A 20,128-nucleotide genomic window follows, 5' to 3' on the forward strand; every position below is an offset into this window, starting at 1 on the left:
CTAATCAAAACGGCAGAAATGCCGTTTTTTTGTTTTATACTTCTATAACGAGCTCTAGTAAAGTTCACAAATTTCCATAATATGCTATGATTATTGGTAGAAAAGTATAGATGATACCATGAATGAAGCAGCCATTTGGAAAGGAAAGATGACATCAATGAAGTATGGGAAATTAATCGGAGAAGGCAATACCGCATCGGTATATGAATGGGAAGAAGGGACAGTGCTTAAGCTTTTCGTTCACGGTTATCCAAAAAGTGATGTAGAAAGAGAGTTTAGAAACGCACAAGCCATTAATGATATGAACTTCGCAAAACCAAAGGCATATGAAATGATTAGTTATGAAGAGCGTATGGGTATTATTTATGACAAAGTAGAGGGCGAATCACTGCTCGATTGGGTTTTGAAAACAGGTGATCTCCATGGATGCGCGGAGCATATGTCCAAGCTTCATAAGTCGATTCTACAGAATAGTGTCAGCACTAGCGATGTGCCGGATTACAAATCATTTTTAAAATACAATATAATAAATGCGTCATCGGCTAATGCAATGGAACAAGAAGGCGTATTGCACAAATGGAGTGAATTGAAGGATGGAGACACACTTTGTCATGGTGATTTTCATCCAGGCAATATTTTATTATCCAATGGTCAGACAAAAGTTATCGATTTCATGAATGTGTGTCACGGACATTTTTTATATGATGTTGCAAGAACTGTATTTTTGGTGGAGTATACACCCGTGCCTGAAGGTACAGAGGATATAGAGTTGGTCAGGGGATTAAAGAGAACATTGGCAGATTTGTATCTTGCCCAAATGGATGTTACCCGTGAAATGATACAAGATTATTTATCGGTAATCATTGCGGCTAGAGTTGGAGAATGTCCTGACGAACCCCGCTGGAGAGAACAGCAGTAAATGGTGATTGAAGTGGAGAAAGAAAAAGACAGCCTCCAGTTGAATGGAATGCTGTCTTTTTTTTGCTGCTATGCACTAGTGATTGAAGGCTTGCTCTTTTTGCTTATTCAAGGCGATGAAAACAGTAAATAACAGAAGGATGATTCCAGTAAAGATGAACCCTTCGATAATGTTGAAAGGAAGCCATCCCAGAACGGATGAGCCTGCAACCACACCAAGAGAGAAGAAGGCATAGAAATATCCATAAGCTTTTCCGCGAAGCTCTGCTGGCGTAGCTCTAATGAGCATCGTATTAATGGATGGGAACAAGAAAGCAAAGCCGATTCCATATAGTCCTAAAACAAAATAAAGTCCTAATGTCGTTGATGATTGGCTAATAAGCAGCTGACTTAATCCCATTAAACCCATGCCTAATGCCATCGTTCGTGATGGGGAAACGCGATCGAATATACGGTTTGTAGGAAGTACAAACATGAGAACGGCAATGATCCCAAAAGTGCTCATTAGCGTGCCGCTTAATTTCGAATCATATCCAAGCGTTTGAACATGCAGCGGCAACAAATAAGCGATTACGCCTTGAGAGAACATTAAGAAAAAGGCACCGCCATAAGCTTTTACAACACCTGCATTAAAGAATGAGCCTGCTGCTTGTTCGATCGTTTTTTCTTTTTCTTTCTTTAATGGTTTGTACTTGCTTAAAAAAATAGCAGACAAAATGGCGAGTGCAAACCCTAATACAGCTACACAAGTAAAAACGAAGGGAACGGAAGTTTTGCTTGCCATAATTCCGCTGAAAGCAGGTCCAATAATGGCGGCTAATCCAACAAATGTACCCGTGAAGGCAACTTTTTTCCCTTGCTCATTATTTATCGTAGTATTTGCAGAGAAAGTAAACGCAGCTGGAACAATTAATCCGGCCACAAAACCATGAATGATTCGTACGATTATTAATACGACTGGAGAGTCAACGAATTGATATAGCAGTAGTGCGCTGCTTGTCAGAAGCAAACCGATCATTAGTATTTTGAACGGCCCTACCTTATCCGTCATAATACCTGACAATATGTTGCCAAACGTATTGGTTAATGAATAAAGCCCAACGACAATGCCTACAATAAACGAGCTTGCACCAACGGAAGCGGCAAAAGTACTCATAACCGGCAGCTGTGCAAATAGATCAATAAAAGAGAAAAACACGATACTGTACACTAATATGGCATAGTTAAATGGCTTTACACTATATTTGGCTTGTGCCTTCTTCAGCTTCCAATCGAGCAAAAAGTTGCCTAATGGCACAAAAGCCGCAATTACTGCTGCTGCAGGCCAAAGCAAACTCCACTTCACTCGAATAGCTGCGTAAAGTATTGCTACAGCATATAAACTGAAAATCCCCCCGTGAATACTTCCCATAAGCGTCACGGCTTGCTCTATTCCCCATATATATTTCAAGGGCATAGCGATACATAATAATAAAAGTAATGAAATGCCATCTAGAAAACCTGTGATTCGTAAAATGTGAATTGGATGTCCTCGCACTTTTCATGCTCCTAATATAGATTGAATTGATCTCTCTATTCTAACATTTAATTAGGCGATAAAAATAGAACGAGGCAGATGGAAAGTGAAGGTTCAGCAACAAATATGAGATGAACGATTTATTTTTGGAAGATGTCGTCAAAAATGGTGAATTCAAAATCTCATTATTTGTTTCAATTAAAGCTTGACCTTGAAGTGTACTTCAACATTTATGCTCTAGCTAATCAATTACGGCTATCCATAATTGAAGTCTGAGATAAAGTTGGAGGTTATGTATGATGCGAGTATTAGAGGTAGTTGTTATTTTGGTCATTATTGCAGTCACGACGGGAATCCTAATTGGCAAAAGAGAACGGCGGCTGAATGCAGTGTTATGTATGTCCTTAGTGTTGATTGTATTATTGCATGGAATAATCGATCATTTTCGCATACAGATGGTTCCAGCCTATGCCGCTGTTTTAACGCTAATCATTGTATTGGTCCTTAGATTGTCTAAGCCGCACAGCATAGTCCGCACTAAGCTTTTGTTAAAAAACAGTTTGCTAACTGTTGTCGTAATTAGATGCCACTCCTTCGGTAGGAGTGGTTTTCTTTTTTATACCGAATATTTTGTGCGGAAAACCTCGATTTTTTTTGACTCGAGGGGTAGTGTCTATCATTGCTAATGGACATGAGATCCGCTAATTTTGAATTTTAGTGGGTTTTGACATTTTAACGGACATGAGATCCGCTATTTGTGCTGAAACACTCAAAAAGACTCGATTTATAGCAAATAGCGGAACCTATGTCCGTTAAAATCAAAAAAAGAGCTAAATCCCATAAATAGCGGAACCTATGTCCGTAACACCCGCCACCCAAGCTGCTTTTTCTGTCACATTAAGAATTCAAACACCCCACGCAACTTTGAGGCACACAAACCCACACCCAAGCAACAATGAGAATAACCGAAACACCCCCACGCCGATGTTACATTGAGTATTACCGACTTAAACCCGCGCCAAGTTACATCTAGTAATACCAGAATAAACCCACACTGATGTTGCATTGGATAATACCGGAACAAACCCATGCCAAAGCAACATTGAGTATTACCGAAACAAAAACACGCCTACGTCACATTGAGTATTACCGACATAATCTCACACTCAAGCAACAATGAGTATTTTCGTAACACGTACAAACCCACGGAACTTTGACTATCACCGTCAGATTACCCACTCTCATGCTACTAAGACGGATGTATACCGTTACAATCGAATTTTAAAAGTACGGCAACGTTGGTGGCCACTGGATACCTCTAACAGTTGGAGTTCAACGAGTTTGTACAAAATACGCCTTGCATGTCGATCACTTACTCTGAGATGCTCAGCGAGTTCTAAAGGAGTTATTGGTCGGAGCAAACGTCGTGCTAGTCGTAAGGTTTCCGCTTCAGAGCTCATTAACTGTGAAGGCACATCTGAAGAAATGAATTTACCGATAAAAGCAAGAACGAGCTGCTGGCATTGTTGCGGTTCGTCCGTAATAGAAGGGTAAGCAACAGGCAGCAGCATCCAACCGTCAAGAGCTAACAAACAATGCCTTCTACACAAATCTTTAAATCGTCTTACATCAAAATCTCGAGCATGGGACGCATATCCTTGAATCTCAATTCCACCTTTTGCGCCACCTGGCATATAGGCAAGATCCAGATATCGATAGCCATTATTGAAATCGCGAACTTCCCATTCAGGCAGCAGATAATCAAAATGTCCGACAGCAGGGAACCATACTGATCGTAGAAATTCAACTGTTCCGTGGCCAAGTCCCTTATTGAGCAATTCAAGTCTTCTATGATTACTCTCTGAATCAATATTGGCTTGTAACCATTCCTTATATTTGTGATCAAATTGAGATGCCATAACTTACACTTCCCCTCTGCAAAATAAAAACGCCGCTGTCATACAAACACTCCCAAACAGGAATGGTTGTATGACAGCGGCGTGTTCTTCAAGACCTATGTTGTCAGTATATCGTCAGCTGACTATTTCATCAATAGCCGTTATTTCTAATATTCATAAGTGTCTCATAGTTTTTGTAAGATGCACTATTAATTGAACAAATACGATATATTATTGATATACAGCTTGAGTAACACACCCAAACAATTGACATCTAATCAATTTTTTTCAAGAACCCAACTGATAACGCAGCTTATAAAATCGAAACAATTCCTTCACACCATATTATCATCAAAATAGAGAAGACATAACTGAGTAAAAGCACTAAAAGCACTAAAAGCTCTACAAGCTACTACAATCTCAAATGCTTTTCTAATCATGTAATCGATTTGTTCAAGCACTTAAGAACCAAATCTTGAAGGGTAACCGTAAAATATCCAATAGGAGGTTCGACATGAAAGCTAAGATTGTTATTATAACAGGAGCAAATTCGGGGATCGGAAAAGCAGCAACGCTGAAGTTTGCAACCGAAGGATATCATGTTGTCATGGCTTGCCGCAATTTGCAGATTAGTAGACCTGTGCAACAAGAAATCATACTAGCAGCAAACAATGTTAATGTAGATTTGATGGAGCTGGATATTTCATCGTTTGATTCTATTCGTTTATTCTGCGCTGCATTCAAAGCTAAATACTCACGTTTGGACATTTTAATACATAACGCAGCTTACTTAAATCATGGAGAAAAGCAATATAAGCTTAGTCCTGAACATATTGAACTGTCTTTTGCTACAAACACATTTGGTCCCTTCTTAATGACTAATTTGCTGACAGACCATCTTCAAAAATCGCAGGACCCTGATGTACGGTGACTCCAAAATGGCATTATTGATTTTAACCTTCAAATTAGCTGAACAATTGAAAAGCAAGGGAATTAAAATCAATGCGCTTCAAATCAACCGAGTAAAATTATCAAAAGAAACGATAAGCAAACTTAGCCCATTTTGGAAAGTGCTTGCTACGGCTCAAAATTTAACGAATCCGCCACCAGCCGGCATGGCAGACAATTATTTTTATATTTGTACTTCAGATGAATTCCGCGATGTAACAGGTCAGCTAATTAACCACAAGCGAGAGATAGTTGCACCATCCACAAGCGAAAAAGGTGTAGAGCAATTGAAAAACATATTTGGTTCGGGAAGCTATCCTAAATACGCTATTGACACTGAAAATTCGTCGAAGCTATGGGTTTTAAGTACGGAGCTGACTAGTAATTTTTATGAGTCGTAAGCACAACAGGAGTAGCAGAAGTTAGAATGAAATAAAGTTCTAGACTGAAAAATAAAGTGTTAGACTGACGATGCGACGATGCTTCATTAAGCTAACGAGCAGGATACTTTAATCACTGCTCTAATACTTTAGTGGTGAGATTCAAGCCTTTCATTGTACTTTCGGATAGTTACATTTAATGTTAGTTGAGGTGGTGGTTGATAATTGAAGAAAAAACTATGGATACCAATGGTACTTCTTATAGTGGCATTTATTGTATGGATATTAATGTATACATACCCAAAGCACTATAAATTTACGATTCAAGGGGTATTGTATCAATTGGGTGAAGAAAATAGTGATTTTGTGAAGCCAGATACCATATTTGTAAATGGTAAAATGAAAAAGAACATAAAAGGAGTAAGAACATTCACAGGAATAATCGATATTAAAGGTGAAAATATACCTGTTCCAGAAGAGCATCGACAATTAAAGATAACACTGAGCGAATATGGTGAAGCAGTTCTATTTTATACCTATAATGAAAAGGGACAACCTAAACATTTTGCTTACGGTAATATTTTTATTAACGACGATTTTAGTAAACTTACAATTTTAAAATTCACAAAAGATGCTAGGAACCCTGATCAATCAGGTTTTGATGGTCGTAGCGGGTATATCATATCAGCACCTGCACAAAAAAGGGATGATGCATTGGAGATCACAAATGAACTGATACATGGTGCTCTGAAAGGAGACATACTAAAATGAAGGGATGCCTACTTAACTAACGGTTAACTTTAGCTTAATCATATCTGGAGGTTATGTATTTATGGAACGACTTTGGCCATTTGAAGATCCTGAAAATGTAGCTGTTATTACAACCCAAAAAATAATGAATAGACATAGCCCTATTCTATAAGTATCCCATGACAGCGATGATGGAATGTGGCAGTTTCTCGATGGTGAAGAAGTGATTGAATTAGACGCTCGTATTCTAGGGTTAAAAGAATGAATAGACATTGACCCGAGTTTGGTCCAACTTGCTGATCTGCCAATTGGATGGACAGCATGGAGGGAAACTAAATTCAATCGATGGATTAGAGGAAAAAGATAAGAACTTGTTATTCAACTAACGTAGAACGTTAGTTCAACAAAATAGCCGCTAGCCCGAACTTAATTTCAGGTTTGGGCTAGCGGCTAATGCAGCTTAATGATTCAATCGAGAGGCAGTTGGCAGTTGTTAATTCATCAGATTCTCTATCCGATCTGCACGGACCCAGCACATTTCCTTGATATCTATGGTCGCTTTGAAGTCGTCAATCAAGGTAAAACGATCTTGAAGACTGACCAACGACTCAATACGGAACATATCTCGCAGTCTATCAAGTCCACCCGAATCGATGTTGAATAACGCAAAAGCATCCACGTCAAGACTCATTATAAGTTTCTTTACTTTGTCTTCCTTACTATGTTCCATATAGAATTCCCCAAGTATTTTAACCCTAAAAGCGTCTGAATCAGGGTTCACATAGAGTAATTCAATAGCTTCTTCTTCAGGAAACCGTTCTTGTACATAATTCTGTAATTCAATTTCATCTTCCTCATACGAATAATCGAATGCAGATACAACTCTGCTTTGATGAAGGATGGTGAAACCCCAGCCGTGATCTTCGAAATTATAAAAGTATAATACAGGTACGCCAGCAATCATTTTTATAATATCCTCAGGATAGGTGTCACTAACGTCTGTACCTTCCGTAAAAAACACGCTCCATTTGTCATTAAGCGGTTTTATAAAAATGGGATTGAAGTCTTCGATAGCTTTCCTATGTTTATTCAATACAAGACTGCCTGAAGTAAATTCACTCATTTGTTTACCCCCGTAATGTCATATCATCAATTAAGATTAATATTTCGCTGGATACCAGCTAATCACCTTCATTTTCCAAGAGTATTGCTATCGGTTTGTTAAGCTAACGGGCAGGATAGTTCGATAACCACTTGGGTAAAATAACCAAAAATTTATGGGGGTTATTTCTCATGTGGTGGAGAGGTATAATTTTGATTTGGGCAATAGGGGTAACCTGCTTTACAGTAATGGATTGTGCTGAAGCTTACAGCGAGGAGTCACCAACTAACTATAATGCCGACATTCAACGTAAGAGTTTGGAAGAGGTGCTTATTTTCGAACTTAGTCCTAAGATTATGAGCGTACTTAGAAAGGAGTATGGTAATAACATTCTCATCGGCGGCGCTCATATCATACCAATCAGGAAATCGGATTCTTATCCTCAACAAGAGTTCATACTTGAAGGGGAAGTTACGACACACGATTCTACCTCGGATATAGTTCAAATTACTTTCAAAGCTAGTACAGACGGATACAAAGCGAGTAATTTCCGTGTTATCCGTACGCAAAAATAACAATCTTCCATTGAGCTAACGGGAAACGATAGTTGAATAACGTATTGATGAGCAGCTGCTGCGGTGGCCTGCTCATTAATGGGCAGGATAGCATGGTGTCCGCCAGTTATATTTGTTCAATTAATTACAATCATATATCAATCACATTCAAGGCTAAGTTGATGATAAAATAGCTTTAAATACAGAGATTGATGTTGCTGACACGAATAAGTGTCTGGCAAGGGGGGGGGCATTACCAATGACTGATTTAAAAAAGTTCAAGCAATTATTAAAAGATACATTTGAACAAGAACTAAAAAAGCATGGATTCAATGGTACAGGCGGTAAGTATAGAACAAAACCAAATAATCATTTCATCTATACTGTCAATATTCAAGCTGATAAAAATGGCGGGTGTTGTTGTGTTGAACTTGGAGTATACATAGACTTCATCCCAAACCCTTTGGGTGCTCATGTCCCATTTAATAAAGTTTCATCCTATGATTGTGATTTTCGGTGGCGACTTTCAGACCTTGAAGATGAAGACTTATGGTGGAGTTATGGTGAAACGGAAATCGAAGCCCTTGAAAACATAGGACATATGACAGAAACTTTTGTAGAATACGGTTTACAATACTTTGGGAGTTTCATTAATTTCCCTGAATGTCTCACCAGTATTAGCGCAGAGGACATAGAACAAAGGAATAAGAATGTAAAACGGTTAGGTGACGTGCTAACAGATACTAGACTAGCATTAGTTATTTCTAGAGTGCATTTGCAGGTGAACAACAATGAGCAAGCTATTTCTTTTGCAACTTGGGCAATTAATCGGATTGGAGATAAAATAGTTGGTAGTGCTTTGATTCCTGAGTTTAACGAGATAATTAACAAAGCAACTGCTGTAAAGAGGTTGCAATGAAGGTGATAGATAATTGAACTAACGGGACACGATAGTTCAATGACAACAGGCTGAATCGTTAAATTACCATCGCATCTTATTCAATGATTGGGGTATCTAGATGTATAAAAGCATTCATTGGCATGCGTTTTTCAAAGTGAATACAGAGGAAAAGGCTCGAAAATTACTCTCAAGATTCGAAGAGGTTTGTGAGACGAATGCTGTCCTTTTATCCTGTGAACGTTATTGGAAGGATTCGGCTTTATATGATGTTGGTTTTAGCACATCCTTAAATAAGGACGATATTTCTCATGCCGTTTTCTCAACCCTAGTAAGTGCTCACAAATTGGCTTATGAATGGCAGGTTACTGGTCCTTCCAATTCAGAATCGGGAATTTGGGAATTTAGTGGACTAACCACTAAAACAAAAGTTACAGGTATCGAATGGATTCAGTTTAGGATAGTAAGCGAACCATTATTCAATTAACGGGACACTATAGTGTAACAATCACCAGGACAAGACTGCCGGAAATGAACGGTAGCCTCGTTGAGCTAACGGTCAGGTTAGTTTAGCACACCGTAATTTATAAAAAGTTTCAATTAAGGAGGTGTGTTGAATTATCAGAAGGAGATGGAGATATTACGGAGCAACTTATCTTATTGGTTACATAATTTCAATTTATGGAACGGGCATTCCTCAATGGTACTACTTAATTCCAGTAAAAATAGTGGCCTGTTGTTTTATGCTGATTGGTGGAAGTTCTATATATTACATGGCGGAAGAAAAACTTCATTTATTATTGGCTTTCTATAGGTCATTAAAGTATATCGCAATATCATTTGCAATCTTATTCGTCTTTGCTTTGATACAGCATATTTTTGATATTAACTTATCTGCAATAGTAGGAATTTAATAGTTTAACTCGCTGAACTAACGGGAAACGATAGTTGAAGACTAAAAGGGCTGCCACGTGGCAGCCCTTCGTAGTTACGCTAACGGGCAGAATAGTTCCAATAAGTGGTATTCTAAGATAAGGGATTTGAACAGGGGGGCAATGTTTATGGAAATAAAGCATCCAGTTAAGAGTCCATCAAGGATTGGAACCATTATAGGCATGATTGCTATTATATCGAGTCAATCTATTCTTGTATTGAGGTTATGGGATCAGAGGGGTATATTCTACGCTTCGTTAACGGTGATTCTTCTATGTTTAGTTGTACTGTTACTCGCATTGTACAGAACATTTTTTAAGAAACCAACCGTGTTATGCCTATCCAATGAGCAAATCATATTAAATGGGAATATAATTAATTCAAGGGATATTAAAGTGATAATGACCAGGGGGTACTTTAAACCTGTTATTGGGATATTACCTTACAGGAGGAAGATCGTCCCATTGGATATGGCATTTAGGTATTCAAAGGATGAAGATAGAGGCATCTCGGATTTAAAGAGCTGGGCAAAAATGAACAATGTAAAGATGGTTAATAAATCGTTTCAAACGTGGATATAAGTGTATTCAAAAGCACTATTCGGTACGGTTATTACCTTATTCAGAGGATGTGCTTAACCAGGGTGACATGCTTGTTCGTTACGCTAACGGGAAACGATAGTTGAAAAGTCGTAGCCATAGCAATGGCAGTCTAGATCTTTATTTCGCGTCCTAGTCTGCTGCTGTTGCTGCGGATTTAATTTGCAAAGTCTGATGATAGTTGAGGACGAGTTACATGTTTAAAAGCAGCTCCTCTATGATTTATTTTGGTAATTTGAATAAACTGTTTTGTAGAAGGAATCTCAATGAAAGGACAGATGTGAAATGGAGAGAAAAGCAACAGTAAAATTAGATGATCTAATTACTGAAATTGAAATTCAAATGGATGAGACCCTAACATACATAAACATCCAGACAGGAGAAGTAATAACATTATCGAGAGAAGAGATGAGAGCGGCAGAAGATGAAGAGCTGCTTGACAATTATCCGGATTGGGAACGAGAGAACATTGAACAAGCCATAAAAATTATAGAGGATGAAGACGAGGTTTACCTCGATTTCACATTAAGAAACGAGTTCCATGAGTATGAACTAATAGAAGAATTTATTGAGACATTAGACAAAGCAGAGGTTCGAGAAAAATTGTTTGGAGCTATTCAAGGAAGAGGAGCATTTAGAAGATTTAAAGATGGAATCATTGAACATGACGTCGAAAGACAATGGTATGAATTCAAAGAAAAAAAGGTGAAGGAATTAGTTATGGAATGGTGTAAAGAGAAGGGTCTTGTAATAGAAGAATGAAGTGTTATTTATTGGGAGGATAAACATGGCTTTAGACAATTAGATATCTCTACAAGAGTCAAGCCGTCAGTCAATTTGTATAAGGAGGAACCTTCATTTGAAATGGGACGATCATTCCCATACCCCATACTGTCATCATGGTAGTGGCACTTCACAAGAAGAATATTTAGAACGAGCGATTAATTTAGGATTCGAGCGTTACACGCTCAGTGAACATGCCCCTTTACCATTGAACTGGATCGATGATGCTTCGTTATATAAAAGGCTAGCAATGCCTTACAGTGAGCTTTCTCTGTACATCGAACATGCCAAGCATAAAAACAAGAATACAATGGAAAGATAGATGTTGCTGTTGGTTTAGAGCTAGATTACTTACCAGGTAAACTTGATTTCACTGAAAGAATAATAGATGACTTTGATCAGGATTTAGAAGACATTATTTATTCTGTGTACTATATACCCGGTATGGGTGGAATGTGATTAATTGATTACCGACCAGATTATTTTAAAGAATATATATTAAAGCATTACGGAACGATGGAGAAGGTTGTTGATGAGTACTACAACTATATTGAAGAAGCAATTGAGTGGATCTCCCAATTCTCTATACGGAAAAGAATTGGACATATTAATCTAATTGAAAAATTTAAAACCGTCTTGCCTGAAATAGATGAAGGGCAAATCAAAGATCGCATGGAGAAAATTATTCCGCTCCTCCTTAGAATGAATGTTGGACTTGATGTGAACACGGCAGGATTAAGGGTAGATACATGTGGGAAAGCGTATGTACCTTAATGGTTCCTGATTAAATGTAGGCACCATGGGGTTTCGTGTATATACGGGTCAGATGCCCATTCTCCAGATCACTTAGGGGATTGGTTTGTGGAGCTAGAGAACTACGCTAACAGGTAACGATAGTTGAAGACTAAAAGGGCTGCCACGTGGCAGCCCTTCGTCGTTACGCTAACGGGCAGGATACTTCCAATATGTGTTAGTATGAGGAGATTAGGAGCCAGGATTGAAATAGGAATCATTGGTTATATAGGAGCGTGTATACGGTTGAATGATCGACTATTGTTTTATAAAGGGTTAAAGGAGAATATCGAGCGAACGGAGGAAAGGAATCGGGGAGATCTGAATGAAGGATACTCAATCGACAACCACTTTTTTTTAGGACTTTATGAGTTTCGAGGATTACTAGGTCCGTTATATGAGAATGGCGAGCTCGGTAAACTGGCAGATTATTTTGAGTTACTTGGGACAGCCAATCGTAATTTATATCGAGACCATAATAAATATTTTTGGTGRATTTATCCACCTCTTGTCTGGTTGCTGTGCAGCTCTTTCTACAACTATCGTACTGGCAGAAGTTCTTATGCGGCAAACTTAGCTCGCTTCAACTATTCCTATATGGAAGAGGTAAAGCCCGGCTTAACACATGGTTTTACCAGAATAGAAATTGGTCTCACTGAGCGAGGATTGTTCGAAGAGTTGATGGGTTATTTTTCATTACTATTTGATCCGAATAGATTCATTTCCCATATGAACGAAGCTAAGAAATTATTCGAACAACACATTCAACTTCGTGAAGAAACATCTGCTAACTCAAAGATTGAAGACGACGAGGACCTTAGTGATTCGGGAGGAATCGACGAACAAACAATCGTGAATGAATTTTCATTTAGTGAGGCAAATCAACCCTTTGATATTGCGCTCATCCTCTGCTTTGAGATTAATGAGCGTACCTATTGGTTCAAAGAGCGAGAACAAATCTTTAATCGACTGAAGACTTTCTTCACTGATCCACCAGATTGGAGCGCAATGAAGAAACCGTCATTAAACATATCACAACTTCACTTGGATCCTGATCAATAAAGTCGTTAGGCAACGTTCTAGAGGATTAAGCTAAAGGGAATCGTTAGTTTAACGCACCATAGAGTAGTTTGCGAACGCAGCTGAATGACCCAGCAGAAATAGGCGTTTAGGTCGTGTATCATATTTTGAAATGAGGAAAATCAGTATGGAATACAAACAAGTTGATATTTATGTTTACGGTAAAAGAATTATTATGATTGCTAATGGAATTATTAATAAGTGGGGAGGAATTATTGCAAACATTGATGTAGTAAAGGAGGTTGAAAATCCTAACAGTGAGGAACAAATTGAGTCAGCGCTTGAATATGTATTTCAGAAATGCCATTCTCTAACTCCCGTGGAAAACGACATCACTCCGCTTGAGAAGTATTTAGGAGTAAAAGGCTATGAAAAAGCAATAAAAGGGAAAAAATTAGTTATATACTCATGTGATAGGGAAGAAGGTTATTCTTTAACTCCTACAAAGAAGCAAAAAGGTTTTGATTTTTTAGATGATAAAAAAATACATTTAGGTCATGAAATTATTAAAGGTAATCTAGCAAAAGCCTTAAGAGAAGCAATTGAGAATTCAAAGTAATGAAAACCACATGTGAGTATTGTACTGTTCCTTAAGGTTCCGGAAACTCGGAACCTTTTTGTATTGAGGAAAATTGCAGTGGGCTGCGAGAAATCATTAGTGTAGATACGAAATAGGAATATCCTTCGAGGGAGGTACATACGCTCGGCTCTATACCTCGTTCGAAAAGGGTTCTTTTGGTTGAAGGAAATTCGCTAAATCATTAAGCTAACGGGCAGTTTAGCGCAACAAAATGCCTCCTTTTACGTTAATGTAACAAGGGGTGAAATAATGAGGAGTATTTCTCTTGTTTTTCTAATATTGATGATTTTAATAAGTGGATGTAGTGGTCACAATCCAAACAAAGAAAGAAGTATCCCAATGATGCGTTATGATTTCAATGAACCGTTTAGATTTCCATTTGAAGTTAATGAAGTTCGTACGGAGATATCAATTGATGATCCATATGAACTTCACCAATATGTTTTTCATTATAAAAACAAGCAGACCAAGCAAGAAATAAGCTATATCTTGAGTAAGGTTATTGATGAACCAGAGAAAGTATCTGAGCAAGGCAAGCAACCCATTGAACTTGAAAATGGGAAACAAGCATATTACAAAGAGGACGAGACCAGCCAATCAATTTGGTGGAAAAGTGAAAATGGGTTTTTGGCTCGATTTATTTATTATATAAACGGATACCATATTCAGTTAGGTAATTATAAATTAGATGAGTCCGACCTAATAGACTTAGCTAATCAGGTTCAATAGTATCTTTGGATGCCTGTAAATATTCAGTTCATTATTAAGCAAACGGGCAGGATTGTAGAGCAAATTATAGAATATTTTTACTAGATTGATTGCCAAATAAGGTGTGATAAAAGGTGAAAATAAGTACCAAGCTTTTAACTGAAGTGATTAACAATTGGGATCCTATCGGTCTATTAGCTGGAGGTGCTCCACAGAACGAGTATGATATTGAGATCAATCAGATTGCACAAAAGTCTAAAACATGTACAAATGAAATAGATTTAGCAAAACTTATATACAGAGTGTTCAATGATATGATGGGTGTGAAGCTAGACCATCTAAGTTGCTTAAATCAGGCATTTAAAATAACTGATCGTAATAACAATACTTTCTTCAACTAACGAGGAACGTTAGTTCAATGAAACAGCGATAGTCTAGGACTTTATTTTTTGTCCTTGGCTGTCGCTGTTTCAATTTCTGAGGTCAGTCTAAAACTTATTGTATGAAGTCTGACGATATTACAATTGAGAATCAGCGTGGAATAAAGACATCCAGTCTAATGCTTTATTTTCTACCGCCAGCTGAGTTTTGGGAACGAAATGTGTTGCTGGCAGTAAAGAGGGGCAAATTGCTTTTGACCATTAAGGTTAGCAGCCGTTCGAGAGAGGATAGAAATTAAATCAACCTCGGTGATTTTCTCTTGCCCTATCGTAAACTCAATAACGTAGAGCAGTTCTCTTTGCATAGCTGCAATGGCTCCAACTGATCCATTCACGCGAACTGACTGCGCAGCCCGCGCACTTCCCCTTTAAACGGTCGCTCAAGAAAGTGAACTTGGAGGGGATATTTTTATGGGCTTTTTATCTCCATTCCGTTTTCGATCACGATACTGCTTAGGTGTGAAATCGGCATGTTTTTTAAACGATTTAATAAAGTGAGTCTGGTCATAATAGTTCAAACGAGTAGCGATGGTTGAGACCGATTCACTTGTGAAATCGAGCAGCTTCTTAGCTTCTTCTATTTTCTCCTGATGGATGAAATGACTGATCGTGAGTCCTGTTTCTTTTTTGAAAAGGGTGGATAAATAGGTACCGTTAAGTCCAGTCAGCTCAGCCAGTTCAGAGATAGAAATCGCATCATATAAATGATTAAAAATGTATTCGCGGCATTTCGCGATTGGCTTAGAAACGGTGCCTTTCCGATTCTCGCTAACGCGATCCGTAATATCTAAGAAGGCGTCTATCATCGCGGTTTCAACCGAGCGAACATCCGTTAAATCCTCGATATGCTGAATGTAAGTATCGCTTAAGCGATATGCCAGCTCAGTATACAGTCCACCCTCCATACCCGCTCGAACGGCTACAGCAATTGCGCAGATGGCAATATTTTTGCGGCTTCTCAAATGACTTCGTTTGGATAGTGTGCCTGCCTCCCCAATTACACCCATTACGAATAGATTCTTAAGTGCAGCTTTATCGCCGTTCTTAATATGCCGTAATAATATCTGTTCGAATTCCTGGCTCGTGTGAAGATTAGAAAATTCCTTCATATTAGACATCGACAGCTCGATAGCTTCCTCTGACAAAAAACGTTGGTCCAACCGGAAATTATACTCAAGAACATCCGTTAATCCTAACTCCTCTTGATTGACAATCCAATGTGCCATGATGCCAATGTGAAATAATCTCTGCTTGGAAACAAGAGGGAGACTGCGCAAATATTCAACCCAAGCTGGATGGAGTTTTCTGGGAATATTATTATCATTCATGAGATTTCGAACAGTTTCCTCGGAAGGAACATAATCAATTGAGGGACCTATAATAATGGTTCCTACTCGCTTCAAATTCGAATAAACGGGCTGCACGATAAAAAATTCCTCAAACTCCGTTGTCTGTATAACGGGAAAAGTCTTATCCCAGGTTCGTTTTATTAATTGCCGGAAGTATTCTGGATTTTGTAAGGCGGAAAATGGGATAGGAGCGTTGGATTCGAAATATTCCTGCCCGCTTGGATCATCCGCACTCAACCAATAAACAGGCAGCTGCAAGCTCTCATGAAGTAATTTAGCTAAAAAGGAAGGATTAAATTCCATCTAATGCCTCCAAATAAATTTACTTTTATTCAAATAATCATACCATATTTCCGTTTTTTTGATCATCTATAATGAGTGAGTAGTAAAAAATGAAAACGCTTCACAGTTTGTGAGTTTATTTAAGGATGATTCAAAAAGAATTTTGACATAAAGAAAATGGTTTCACAAATGATATTGGAAGAAAAAGCAGATATGTACTCTGGCTTGGATGTTTGGCATTTAAAGGTGCTTTTTCAGATGAAATGGTCGAACAGCTTCTCCTCCAACTAAACGGACAAAAATAATTATACAATCGAGGTTGCTACTATGGAACAGACTAAACTTTCATTTTCGGAGAAGCTTGGGTATGGCGTTGGAGATATTTACGCTTACGTGACCTATCTCATTCTCAACATTATTTATTCAGGAGCGAACGTTCCTTATGGTGTGTTGAATTCATTGATTACATAAGATCCTTATGAGCGATCTTTGCTTAACATATTCCGTATGTTGATGGCTATCTTTGGCGCGGTGCTCGTCTCGACCATGACGGTTCCCATCGTAAATGCATTCGGTGGCGGCAAACAGGGATGGATGATGACGTTTACTATTTATGGTGCGATTGCAGCGGTGTTGTTCTTGATTACTTTCCGTACGACGAAAGAGAGAGTTAAGCCAGCAGTAGTCCAAAATCAGGTCCCTCTTAGCGGCTCTTTGAAAGCGCTTTTCTGCAATAAATATTGGGCGCTGCTCGTGGTCTTCATGATTCTAAGCTTTATTATGACGTCGGTTAATACAGCGGTTAACATTTATTACGCGCAGTATATTTTAGGAAATGCTGAATTGATGTTCATTCTTGGCGTTATTTCCTTTATCCCGTTGTTAATTGGCTTGCTGTTTGTTGCTCCGATTATTAAAAGGTTCGGTAAACGTAATTCCTCACTCCTAGGGTTAGCCATCACGATTTTGGGAGCAGCGATTACGGTTATTGATCCAACTAGCATTAAAATCGTAATCGTCGCGTCGGTGATCAAATCACTTGGCGGCGTTCCATTAGCTGCAACGATGTTCGCGATGCTTGCAGACACCGTAGATTATGGAGAATGGAAAACAGGCATGCGAACAGAAGGTTTAGTTTACAGCGCTGGAAGCTTCGGCTCAAAGGCAGGCAGCGGGCTTGGCGCCGCGATAGTCGGTTGGATGCTCGCATTTGGAGGTTATGTTGGTGGTCAGGAGCATATTAGCGAATCCGCTCGTTCCTCAATCCTGTTCATGTACATTTATTTGCCGATCATCATTAGTGCGCTCATGGCCGTTATTCTCTACTTCTATAAATTAGATAAGCAATTCCCGCAAATTGTAAAAGAGTTAGAAGCAGCTAAAAACATATAAATAGGCAGGGAGGGGACAAGGCCACAGCTAAAATATAATTCAAAAACGCAATGTACTGAAAGCTGGCTCCGGTATTTTTACGGCGTCAGCTTGTTTGGCTTTATTCGGAGGTTGACTCTTTAATCATGTGAAGCTAGGAATGCATTAGCATTATTGTGTTTATTTACATTTTCATTCCGTAGTATAATAGGAAGTATGCTGCTCCATAGGCTAGTAAATGAAAATTGAAATTGTATTTTTTTGCATAATTCTTTAGAATTAAGGAATGAAATGATAATTAAAAAGCTGAGTAGAGGTATTAAAGTGACCCCATAAAGTGTGACAGGTTATTTTATTAGGCGATTTTCTGGGAATGAGTCCGGTACAGTACCGGACTCATTCCTTTTAATTTTGTCTTAATACGCTTGTTATTGTAGTAATCGATATATTTTGATAGTTCATGATTAAAATGTTCAATACTTTCAAATTCATTTATATAAAGAAATTCAGGTTTCATTGTGCCGAAGATGCTCTGGATGACGGTGTTATCACAGCAGTTACCTTTGTCGGGTATCTGGTTGGTAAAGATCTGTTTGTTAATGAACTGGAAAGTATAGTACTGTATTGGTATATAAATAGCTTGAGTTACTGGTAAACTCCCATTGAAAATATTTCTGGCGAAATGTGGTGATGTACTTGTTAAAAATGCTTGTTGTTGATGATGACAAGTTCGAACGGGACGGCGTTAGGTTTCTCGTTGATAAATACGGACTGCATTTGGAGATCTTTGAAGCTGACAGTGGTGAAAGCGCTCTCTTGTATATCGAAAGTCATGATATTGACATCTTGCTCACCGATATCCGGATGAACGGGATGGACGGATTACAGCTTGCAGAGAAGGTTCGTGAGCTTGGTAAGCCTATCAAAACGATGTTTATGAGCGCCTATGGTGAGTTTGAGTATGCACAGAAGGCAATCGATCTGAAGGCGATCCATTATATATTAAAACCTGTGCAGGTTAGCGAATTTATTAAAAATATGACCGAGGTCATCGAACTGTGCGAGGAAGCGTTGAAATTGAAGGTTCAGCAGGAAAAACTAAAAGCTGCCTATTTGAAGGAAGTCAGATACGAAAAGCAGAAGCAGCTTACCGATATTATACTCAGCAAGTCAGAGGAGACGGATGACAAACGAGATCTGAAGGTGCCTACCGGCAGGTTCGATAAGTATCCTTACATGCGGATGTGTATGCTGGATTCTCGTAAACGTTTTTTCGATCGGCTTGATCTTGATATCGAAGAGCAGTTGGGCGAACTCATTCATCGCAACGTCGATTTTATTCACTTGAATGAGTTTCAAGCGTTGCTGTTCTTGGAAACAGCCCCCGACGAGTCGCTGGAAGCTATAACGGAGCTTGGCCAGCAATTGATCCGGATATTCCAGGATATGTACGATAATGATATTTGTGTTGTGATCAGCGGATTGATGGATGATGTAAAGCAGCTCCACAAACAATTTCACGAAATGGAAACGATGCTGGAAAACAAGTTCTTTTTCGATGAGGGTACGGTGATGCTGGCAAACCGCACATCATTTGCTCAGGGCGATATGACAGCAGTAGTAAATGATGTGTTAACGCAATTGACGCAAAATATTCAGCATAACCGGTATGATATCGCGCAACTGTATGTCGAGCAACTGTTTGATGCTCTGCAAAACAGTGAGCATTTAACGGTTATCTATGTAAAATATGTGTGCACCGAAATTGTCAAAGCTGCATTCAATGCCTCTATAAAAAAGAATAACGATAGATTCAAGCATAGTTTGGAGGACATCTATAAAACGGTAAAGTTGAGCGATTTGCGTAAAGTAGTACTGCGTATTCTAAAGGAAAACGAGTCTTTCTGCGAAACAAATTTGGAAGCGACCTCCAAAGCGATCGATGAAGTCGTCCGAATAATCGAGAACGAATATCAGGCTGACTTGTCATTGGAATTATTGTCGGAGCGGGTTTATTTATCTCCTAGTTATTTGAGCCATCTATTCAAGAAACAGAAAGGGATAAGCCTTAATAAGTTCATGACCGTGCACCGAATGGAAAAGGCAAAGGAACTGCTTATAACAACCAATCGTAAAATTATCGATATCGGCCAGGATGTTGGTTATAACAACTTCTCCTACTTCAGCTCGTTATTCAAAAATCATTTTGGTCGAACGCCTTCCAAATACAGAGAAGAGGCATAAACG

At 38.6% G+C, this 20,128-nt stretch carries 22 protein-coding genes and 2 pseudogenes; 18 read left to right on the forward strand and 6 right to left on the reverse strand.

Features of this window, described 5'->3' with window-relative positions; translation table 11 throughout:
- Positions 1 to 118: 118 nt before the first annotated feature.
- Positions 119 to 919, forward strand: a complete 801-nt coding sequence (locus AB4Z50_RS17445; protein WP_441880881.1) for an aminoglycoside phosphotransferase family protein — start codon at positions 119 to 121, stop codon at positions 917 to 919.
- Between the two features lie 75 nt (positions 920 to 994).
- On the opposite strand, the gene AB4Z50_RS17450 is transcribed toward AB4Z50_RS17445, so the two are convergent.
- Positions 995 to 2,455: an MFS transporter gene (locus AB4Z50_RS17450; RefSeq protein WP_441880882.1), complete on the reverse strand. Its 1,461-nt coding sequence runs from the start codon at positions 2,453 to 2,455 to the stop codon at positions 995 to 997.
- A 1,247-nt stretch (positions 2,456 to 3,702) separates the two neighbouring features.
- Positions 3,703 to 4,353, reverse strand: coding sequence for a transcriptional regulator (locus AB4Z50_RS17455; RefSeq protein ID WP_441880883.1), 651 nt, complete (start codon positions 4,351 to 4,353; stop codon positions 3,703 to 3,705).
- 493 nt (positions 4,354 to 4,846) lie between these two features.
- Between AB4Z50_RS17455 and AB4Z50_RS17460 the strand changes: the two genes are divergently transcribed.
- The 3 genes from AB4Z50_RS17460 to AB4Z50_RS17470 all read left to right on the forward strand — a co-directional run bounded on the left by AB4Z50_RS17460 (position 4,847) and on the right by AB4Z50_RS17470 (position 6,431).
- Positions 4,847 to 5,263 carry an SDR family NAD(P)-dependent oxidoreductase gene (locus AB4Z50_RS17460; protein WP_441880884.1) on the forward strand — a complete coding sequence of 139 codons (417 nt, stop codon included), beginning with the start codon at positions 4,847 to 4,849 and terminating at the stop codon, positions 5,261 to 5,263.
- Positions 5,264 to 5,270: 7 nt separating this feature from the next.
- Complete coding sequence (locus tag AB4Z50_RS17465) at positions 5,271 to 5,681, forward strand: hypothetical protein (RefSeq protein WP_441880885.1); 411 nt, start codon at positions 5,271 to 5,273, stop codon at positions 5,679 to 5,681.
- 204 nt (positions 5,682 to 5,885) lie between these two features.
- Positions 5,886 to 6,431: a hypothetical protein gene (locus AB4Z50_RS17470; protein ID WP_441880886.1), complete on the forward strand. Its 546-nt coding sequence runs from the start codon at positions 5,886 to 5,888 to the stop codon at positions 6,429 to 6,431.
- 472 nt (positions 6,432 to 6,903) lie between these two features.
- Here the strand turns inward: AB4Z50_RS17470 and AB4Z50_RS17475 are convergent, their stop codons facing one another.
- Positions 6,904 to 7,533 carry a hypothetical protein gene (locus AB4Z50_RS17475; RefSeq protein WP_441880887.1) on the reverse strand — a complete coding sequence of 210 codons (630 nt, stop codon included), beginning with the start codon at positions 7,531 to 7,533 and terminating at the stop codon, positions 6,904 to 6,906.
- Between the two features lie 170 nt (positions 7,534 to 7,703).
- On the opposite strand from AB4Z50_RS17475, the gene AB4Z50_RS17480 reads away from it, so the two are divergent.
- The 11 genes from AB4Z50_RS17480 (at position 7,704) to AB4Z50_RS17530 (ending at position 14,840) form a co-directional block, all read left to right on the forward strand.
- Positions 7,704 to 8,087 (forward strand): hypothetical protein, encoded by a 384-nt coding sequence (locus AB4Z50_RS17480; protein WP_441880888.1) that lies wholly within the window; start codon positions 7,704 to 7,706, stop codon positions 8,085 to 8,087.
- Positions 8,088 to 8,325: 238 nt separating this feature from the next.
- Entirely contained in the window at positions 8,326 to 8,985 is a 660-nt protein-coding gene (locus AB4Z50_RS17485) for a DUF4304 domain-containing protein (protein WP_441880889.1), read from the forward strand.
- A 100-nt stretch (positions 8,986 to 9,085) separates the two neighbouring features.
- Complete coding sequence (locus AB4Z50_RS17490) at positions 9,086 to 9,451, forward strand: hypothetical protein (protein WP_441880890.1); 366 nt, start codon at positions 9,086 to 9,088, stop codon at positions 9,449 to 9,451.
- A gap of 574 nt (positions 9,452 to 10,025) precedes the next feature.
- A complete protein-coding gene (locus AB4Z50_RS17495; RefSeq protein WP_441880891.1) occupies positions 10,026 to 10,478 on the forward strand; it encodes a hypothetical protein in 453 nt (150 codons plus the stop codon).
- A gap of 303 nt (positions 10,479 to 10,781) precedes the next feature.
- Positions 10,782 to 11,258 (forward strand): UPF0158 family protein, encoded by a 477-nt coding sequence (locus tag AB4Z50_RS17500; protein ID WP_441880892.1) that lies wholly within the window; start codon positions 10,782 to 10,784, stop codon positions 11,256 to 11,258.
- A 97-nt stretch (positions 11,259 to 11,355) separates the two neighbouring features.
- Positions 11,356 to 11,601 carry a PHP domain-containing protein gene (locus tag AB4Z50_RS17505; RefSeq protein ID WP_441880893.1) on the forward strand — a complete coding sequence of 82 codons (246 nt, stop codon included), beginning with the start codon at positions 11,356 to 11,358 and terminating at the stop codon, positions 11,599 to 11,601.
- A 194-nt stretch (positions 11,602 to 11,795) separates the two neighbouring features.
- A complete protein-coding gene (locus tag AB4Z50_RS17510) occupies positions 11,796 to 12,053 on the forward strand; it encodes a hypothetical protein (protein WP_441880894.1) in 258 nt (85 codons plus the stop codon).
- A gap of 264 nt (positions 12,054 to 12,317) precedes the next feature.
- Entirely contained in the window at positions 12,318 to 13,133 is an 816-nt protein-coding gene (locus tag AB4Z50_RS17515) for a hypothetical protein (protein ID WP_441880895.1), read from the forward strand.
- Positions 13,134 to 13,278: 145 nt separating this feature from the next.
- A complete protein-coding gene (locus tag AB4Z50_RS17520; RefSeq protein WP_076271541.1) occupies positions 13,279 to 13,710 on the forward strand; it encodes a hypothetical protein in 432 nt (143 codons plus the stop codon).
- 270 nt (positions 13,711 to 13,980) lie between these two features.
- Positions 13,981 to 14,460 (forward strand): hypothetical protein, encoded by a 480-nt coding sequence (locus AB4Z50_RS17525; protein ID WP_441880896.1) that lies wholly within the window; start codon positions 13,981 to 13,983, stop codon positions 14,458 to 14,460.
- A gap of 113 nt (positions 14,461 to 14,573) precedes the next feature.
- Positions 14,574 to 14,840, forward strand: coding sequence for a hypothetical protein (locus AB4Z50_RS17530; protein ID WP_441880897.1), 267 nt, complete (start codon positions 14,574 to 14,576; stop codon positions 14,838 to 14,840).
- Between the two features lie 170 nt (positions 14,841 to 15,010).
- On the opposite strand, the gene AB4Z50_RS17535 is transcribed toward AB4Z50_RS17530, so the two are convergent.
- Both AB4Z50_RS17535 and AB4Z50_RS17540 read right to left on the reverse strand, forming a co-directional pair.
- The gene (locus AB4Z50_RS17535) at positions 15,011 to 15,184 is read right to left on the reverse strand and encodes a hypothetical protein (protein WP_441880898.1); all 174 of its coding nucleotides are present in this window, start codon (positions 15,182 to 15,184) and stop codon (positions 15,011 to 15,013) included.
- A gap of 75 nt (positions 15,185 to 15,259) precedes the next feature.
- On the reverse strand, positions 15,260 to 16,531 hold the full coding sequence (locus AB4Z50_RS17540; protein WP_441880899.1) for a helix-turn-helix domain-containing protein: 1,272 nt from the start codon (positions 16,529 to 16,531) through the stop codon (positions 15,260 to 15,262).
- A gap of 306 nt (positions 16,532 to 16,837) precedes the next feature.
- Here AB4Z50_RS17540 and AB4Z50_RS17545 point away from each other — a divergent pair, with 306 nt between their 5' ends.
- Complete coding sequence (locus AB4Z50_RS17545) at positions 16,838 to 16,981, forward strand: hypothetical protein (protein ID WP_441880900.1); 144 nt, start codon at positions 16,838 to 16,840, stop codon at positions 16,979 to 16,981.
- Positions 16,982 to 16,993: 12 nt separating this feature from the next.
- Positions 16,994 to 17,902: pseudogene (locus AB4Z50_RS17550) on the forward strand (MFS transporter); the annotation flags it as partial.
- Between the two features lie 334 nt (positions 17,903 to 18,236).
- Here the strand turns inward: AB4Z50_RS17550 and AB4Z50_RS17555 are convergent.
- Positions 18,237 to 18,449: pseudogene (locus AB4Z50_RS17555) on the reverse strand (IS3 family transposase); the annotation flags it as partial.
- A 122-nt stretch (positions 18,450 to 18,571) separates the two neighbouring features.
- Between AB4Z50_RS17555 and AB4Z50_RS17560 the strand changes: the two are divergent.
- Complete coding sequence (locus tag AB4Z50_RS17560; protein WP_441880901.1) at positions 18,572 to 20,125, forward strand: response regulator transcription factor; 1,554 nt, start codon at positions 18,572 to 18,574, stop codon at positions 20,123 to 20,125.
- Positions 20,126 to 20,128 lie beyond the last annotated feature (3 nt).

Origin of the sequence: Paenibacillus sp. 2TAB26, from assembly GCF_052115145.1 — a bacterium.
GTDB lineage: Bacteria > Bacillota > Bacilli > Paenibacillales > Paenibacillaceae > Pristimantibacillus.

Bases quoted from the DNA above. Each gene is read 5' to 3' on its own strand.
- AB4Z50_RS17510 (WP_441880894.1), top strand. From the start codon at position 11,796: ATGGAGAAGGTTGTTGATGAGTACTACAACTATATTGAAGAAGCAATT.
- AB4Z50_RS17445 (WP_441880881.1), top strand. From the start codon at position 119: ATGAATGAAGCAGCCATTTGGAAAGGAAAGATGACATCAATGAAGTAT.
- AB4Z50_RS17540 (WP_441880899.1), bottom strand. From the start codon at position 16,531: ATGGAATTTAATCCTTCCTTTTTAGCTAAATTACTTCATGAGAGCTTG.
- AB4Z50_RS17465 (WP_441880885.1), top strand. From the start codon at position 5,271: ATGGCATTATTGATTTTAACCTTCAAATTAGCTGAACAATTGAAAAGC.
- AB4Z50_RS17480 (WP_441880888.1), top strand. From the start codon at position 7,704: ATGTGGTGGAGAGGTATAATTTTGATTTGGGCAATAGGGGTAACCTGC.
- AB4Z50_RS17500 (WP_441880892.1), top strand. From the start codon at position 10,782: ATGGAGAGAAAAGCAACAGTAAAATTAGATGATCTAATTACTGAAATT.
- AB4Z50_RS17485 (WP_441880889.1), top strand. From the start codon at position 8,326: ATGACTGATTTAAAAAAGTTCAAGCAATTATTAAAAGATACATTTGAA.
- AB4Z50_RS17520 (WP_076271541.1), top strand. From the start codon at position 13,279: ATGGAATACAAACAAGTTGATATTTATGTTTACGGTAAAAGAATTATT.
- AB4Z50_RS17455 (WP_441880883.1), bottom strand. From the start codon at position 4,353: ATGGCATCTCAATTTGATCACAAATATAAGGAATGGTTACAAGCCAAT.
- AB4Z50_RS17545 (WP_441880900.1), top strand. From the start codon at position 16,838: ATGGAACAGACTAAACTTTCATTTTCGGAGAAGCTTGGGTATGGCGTT.
- AB4Z50_RS17495 (WP_441880891.1), top strand. From the start codon at position 10,026: ATGGAAATAAAGCATCCAGTTAAGAGTCCATCAAGGATTGGAACCATT.
- AB4Z50_RS17535 (WP_441880898.1), bottom strand. From the start codon at position 15,184: ATGCAAAGAGAACTGCTCTACGTTATTGAGTTTACGATAGGGCAAGAG.
- AB4Z50_RS17560 (WP_441880901.1), top strand. From the start codon at position 18,572: ATGTACTTGTTAAAAATGCTTGTTGTTGATGATGACAAGTTCGAACGG.
- AB4Z50_RS17475 (WP_441880887.1), bottom strand. From the start codon at position 7,533: ATGAGTGAATTTACTTCAGGCAGTCTTGTATTGAATAAACATAGGAAA.
- AB4Z50_RS17525 (WP_441880896.1), top strand. From the start codon at position 13,981: ATGAGGAGTATTTCTCTTGTTTTTCTAATATTGATGATTTTAATAAGT.
- AB4Z50_RS17490 (WP_441880890.1), top strand. From the start codon at position 9,086: ATGTATAAAAGCATTCATTGGCATGCGTTTTTCAAAGTGAATACAGAG.
- AB4Z50_RS17460 (WP_441880884.1), top strand. From the start codon at position 4,847: ATGAAAGCTAAGATTGTTATTATAACAGGAGCAAATTCGGGGATCGGA.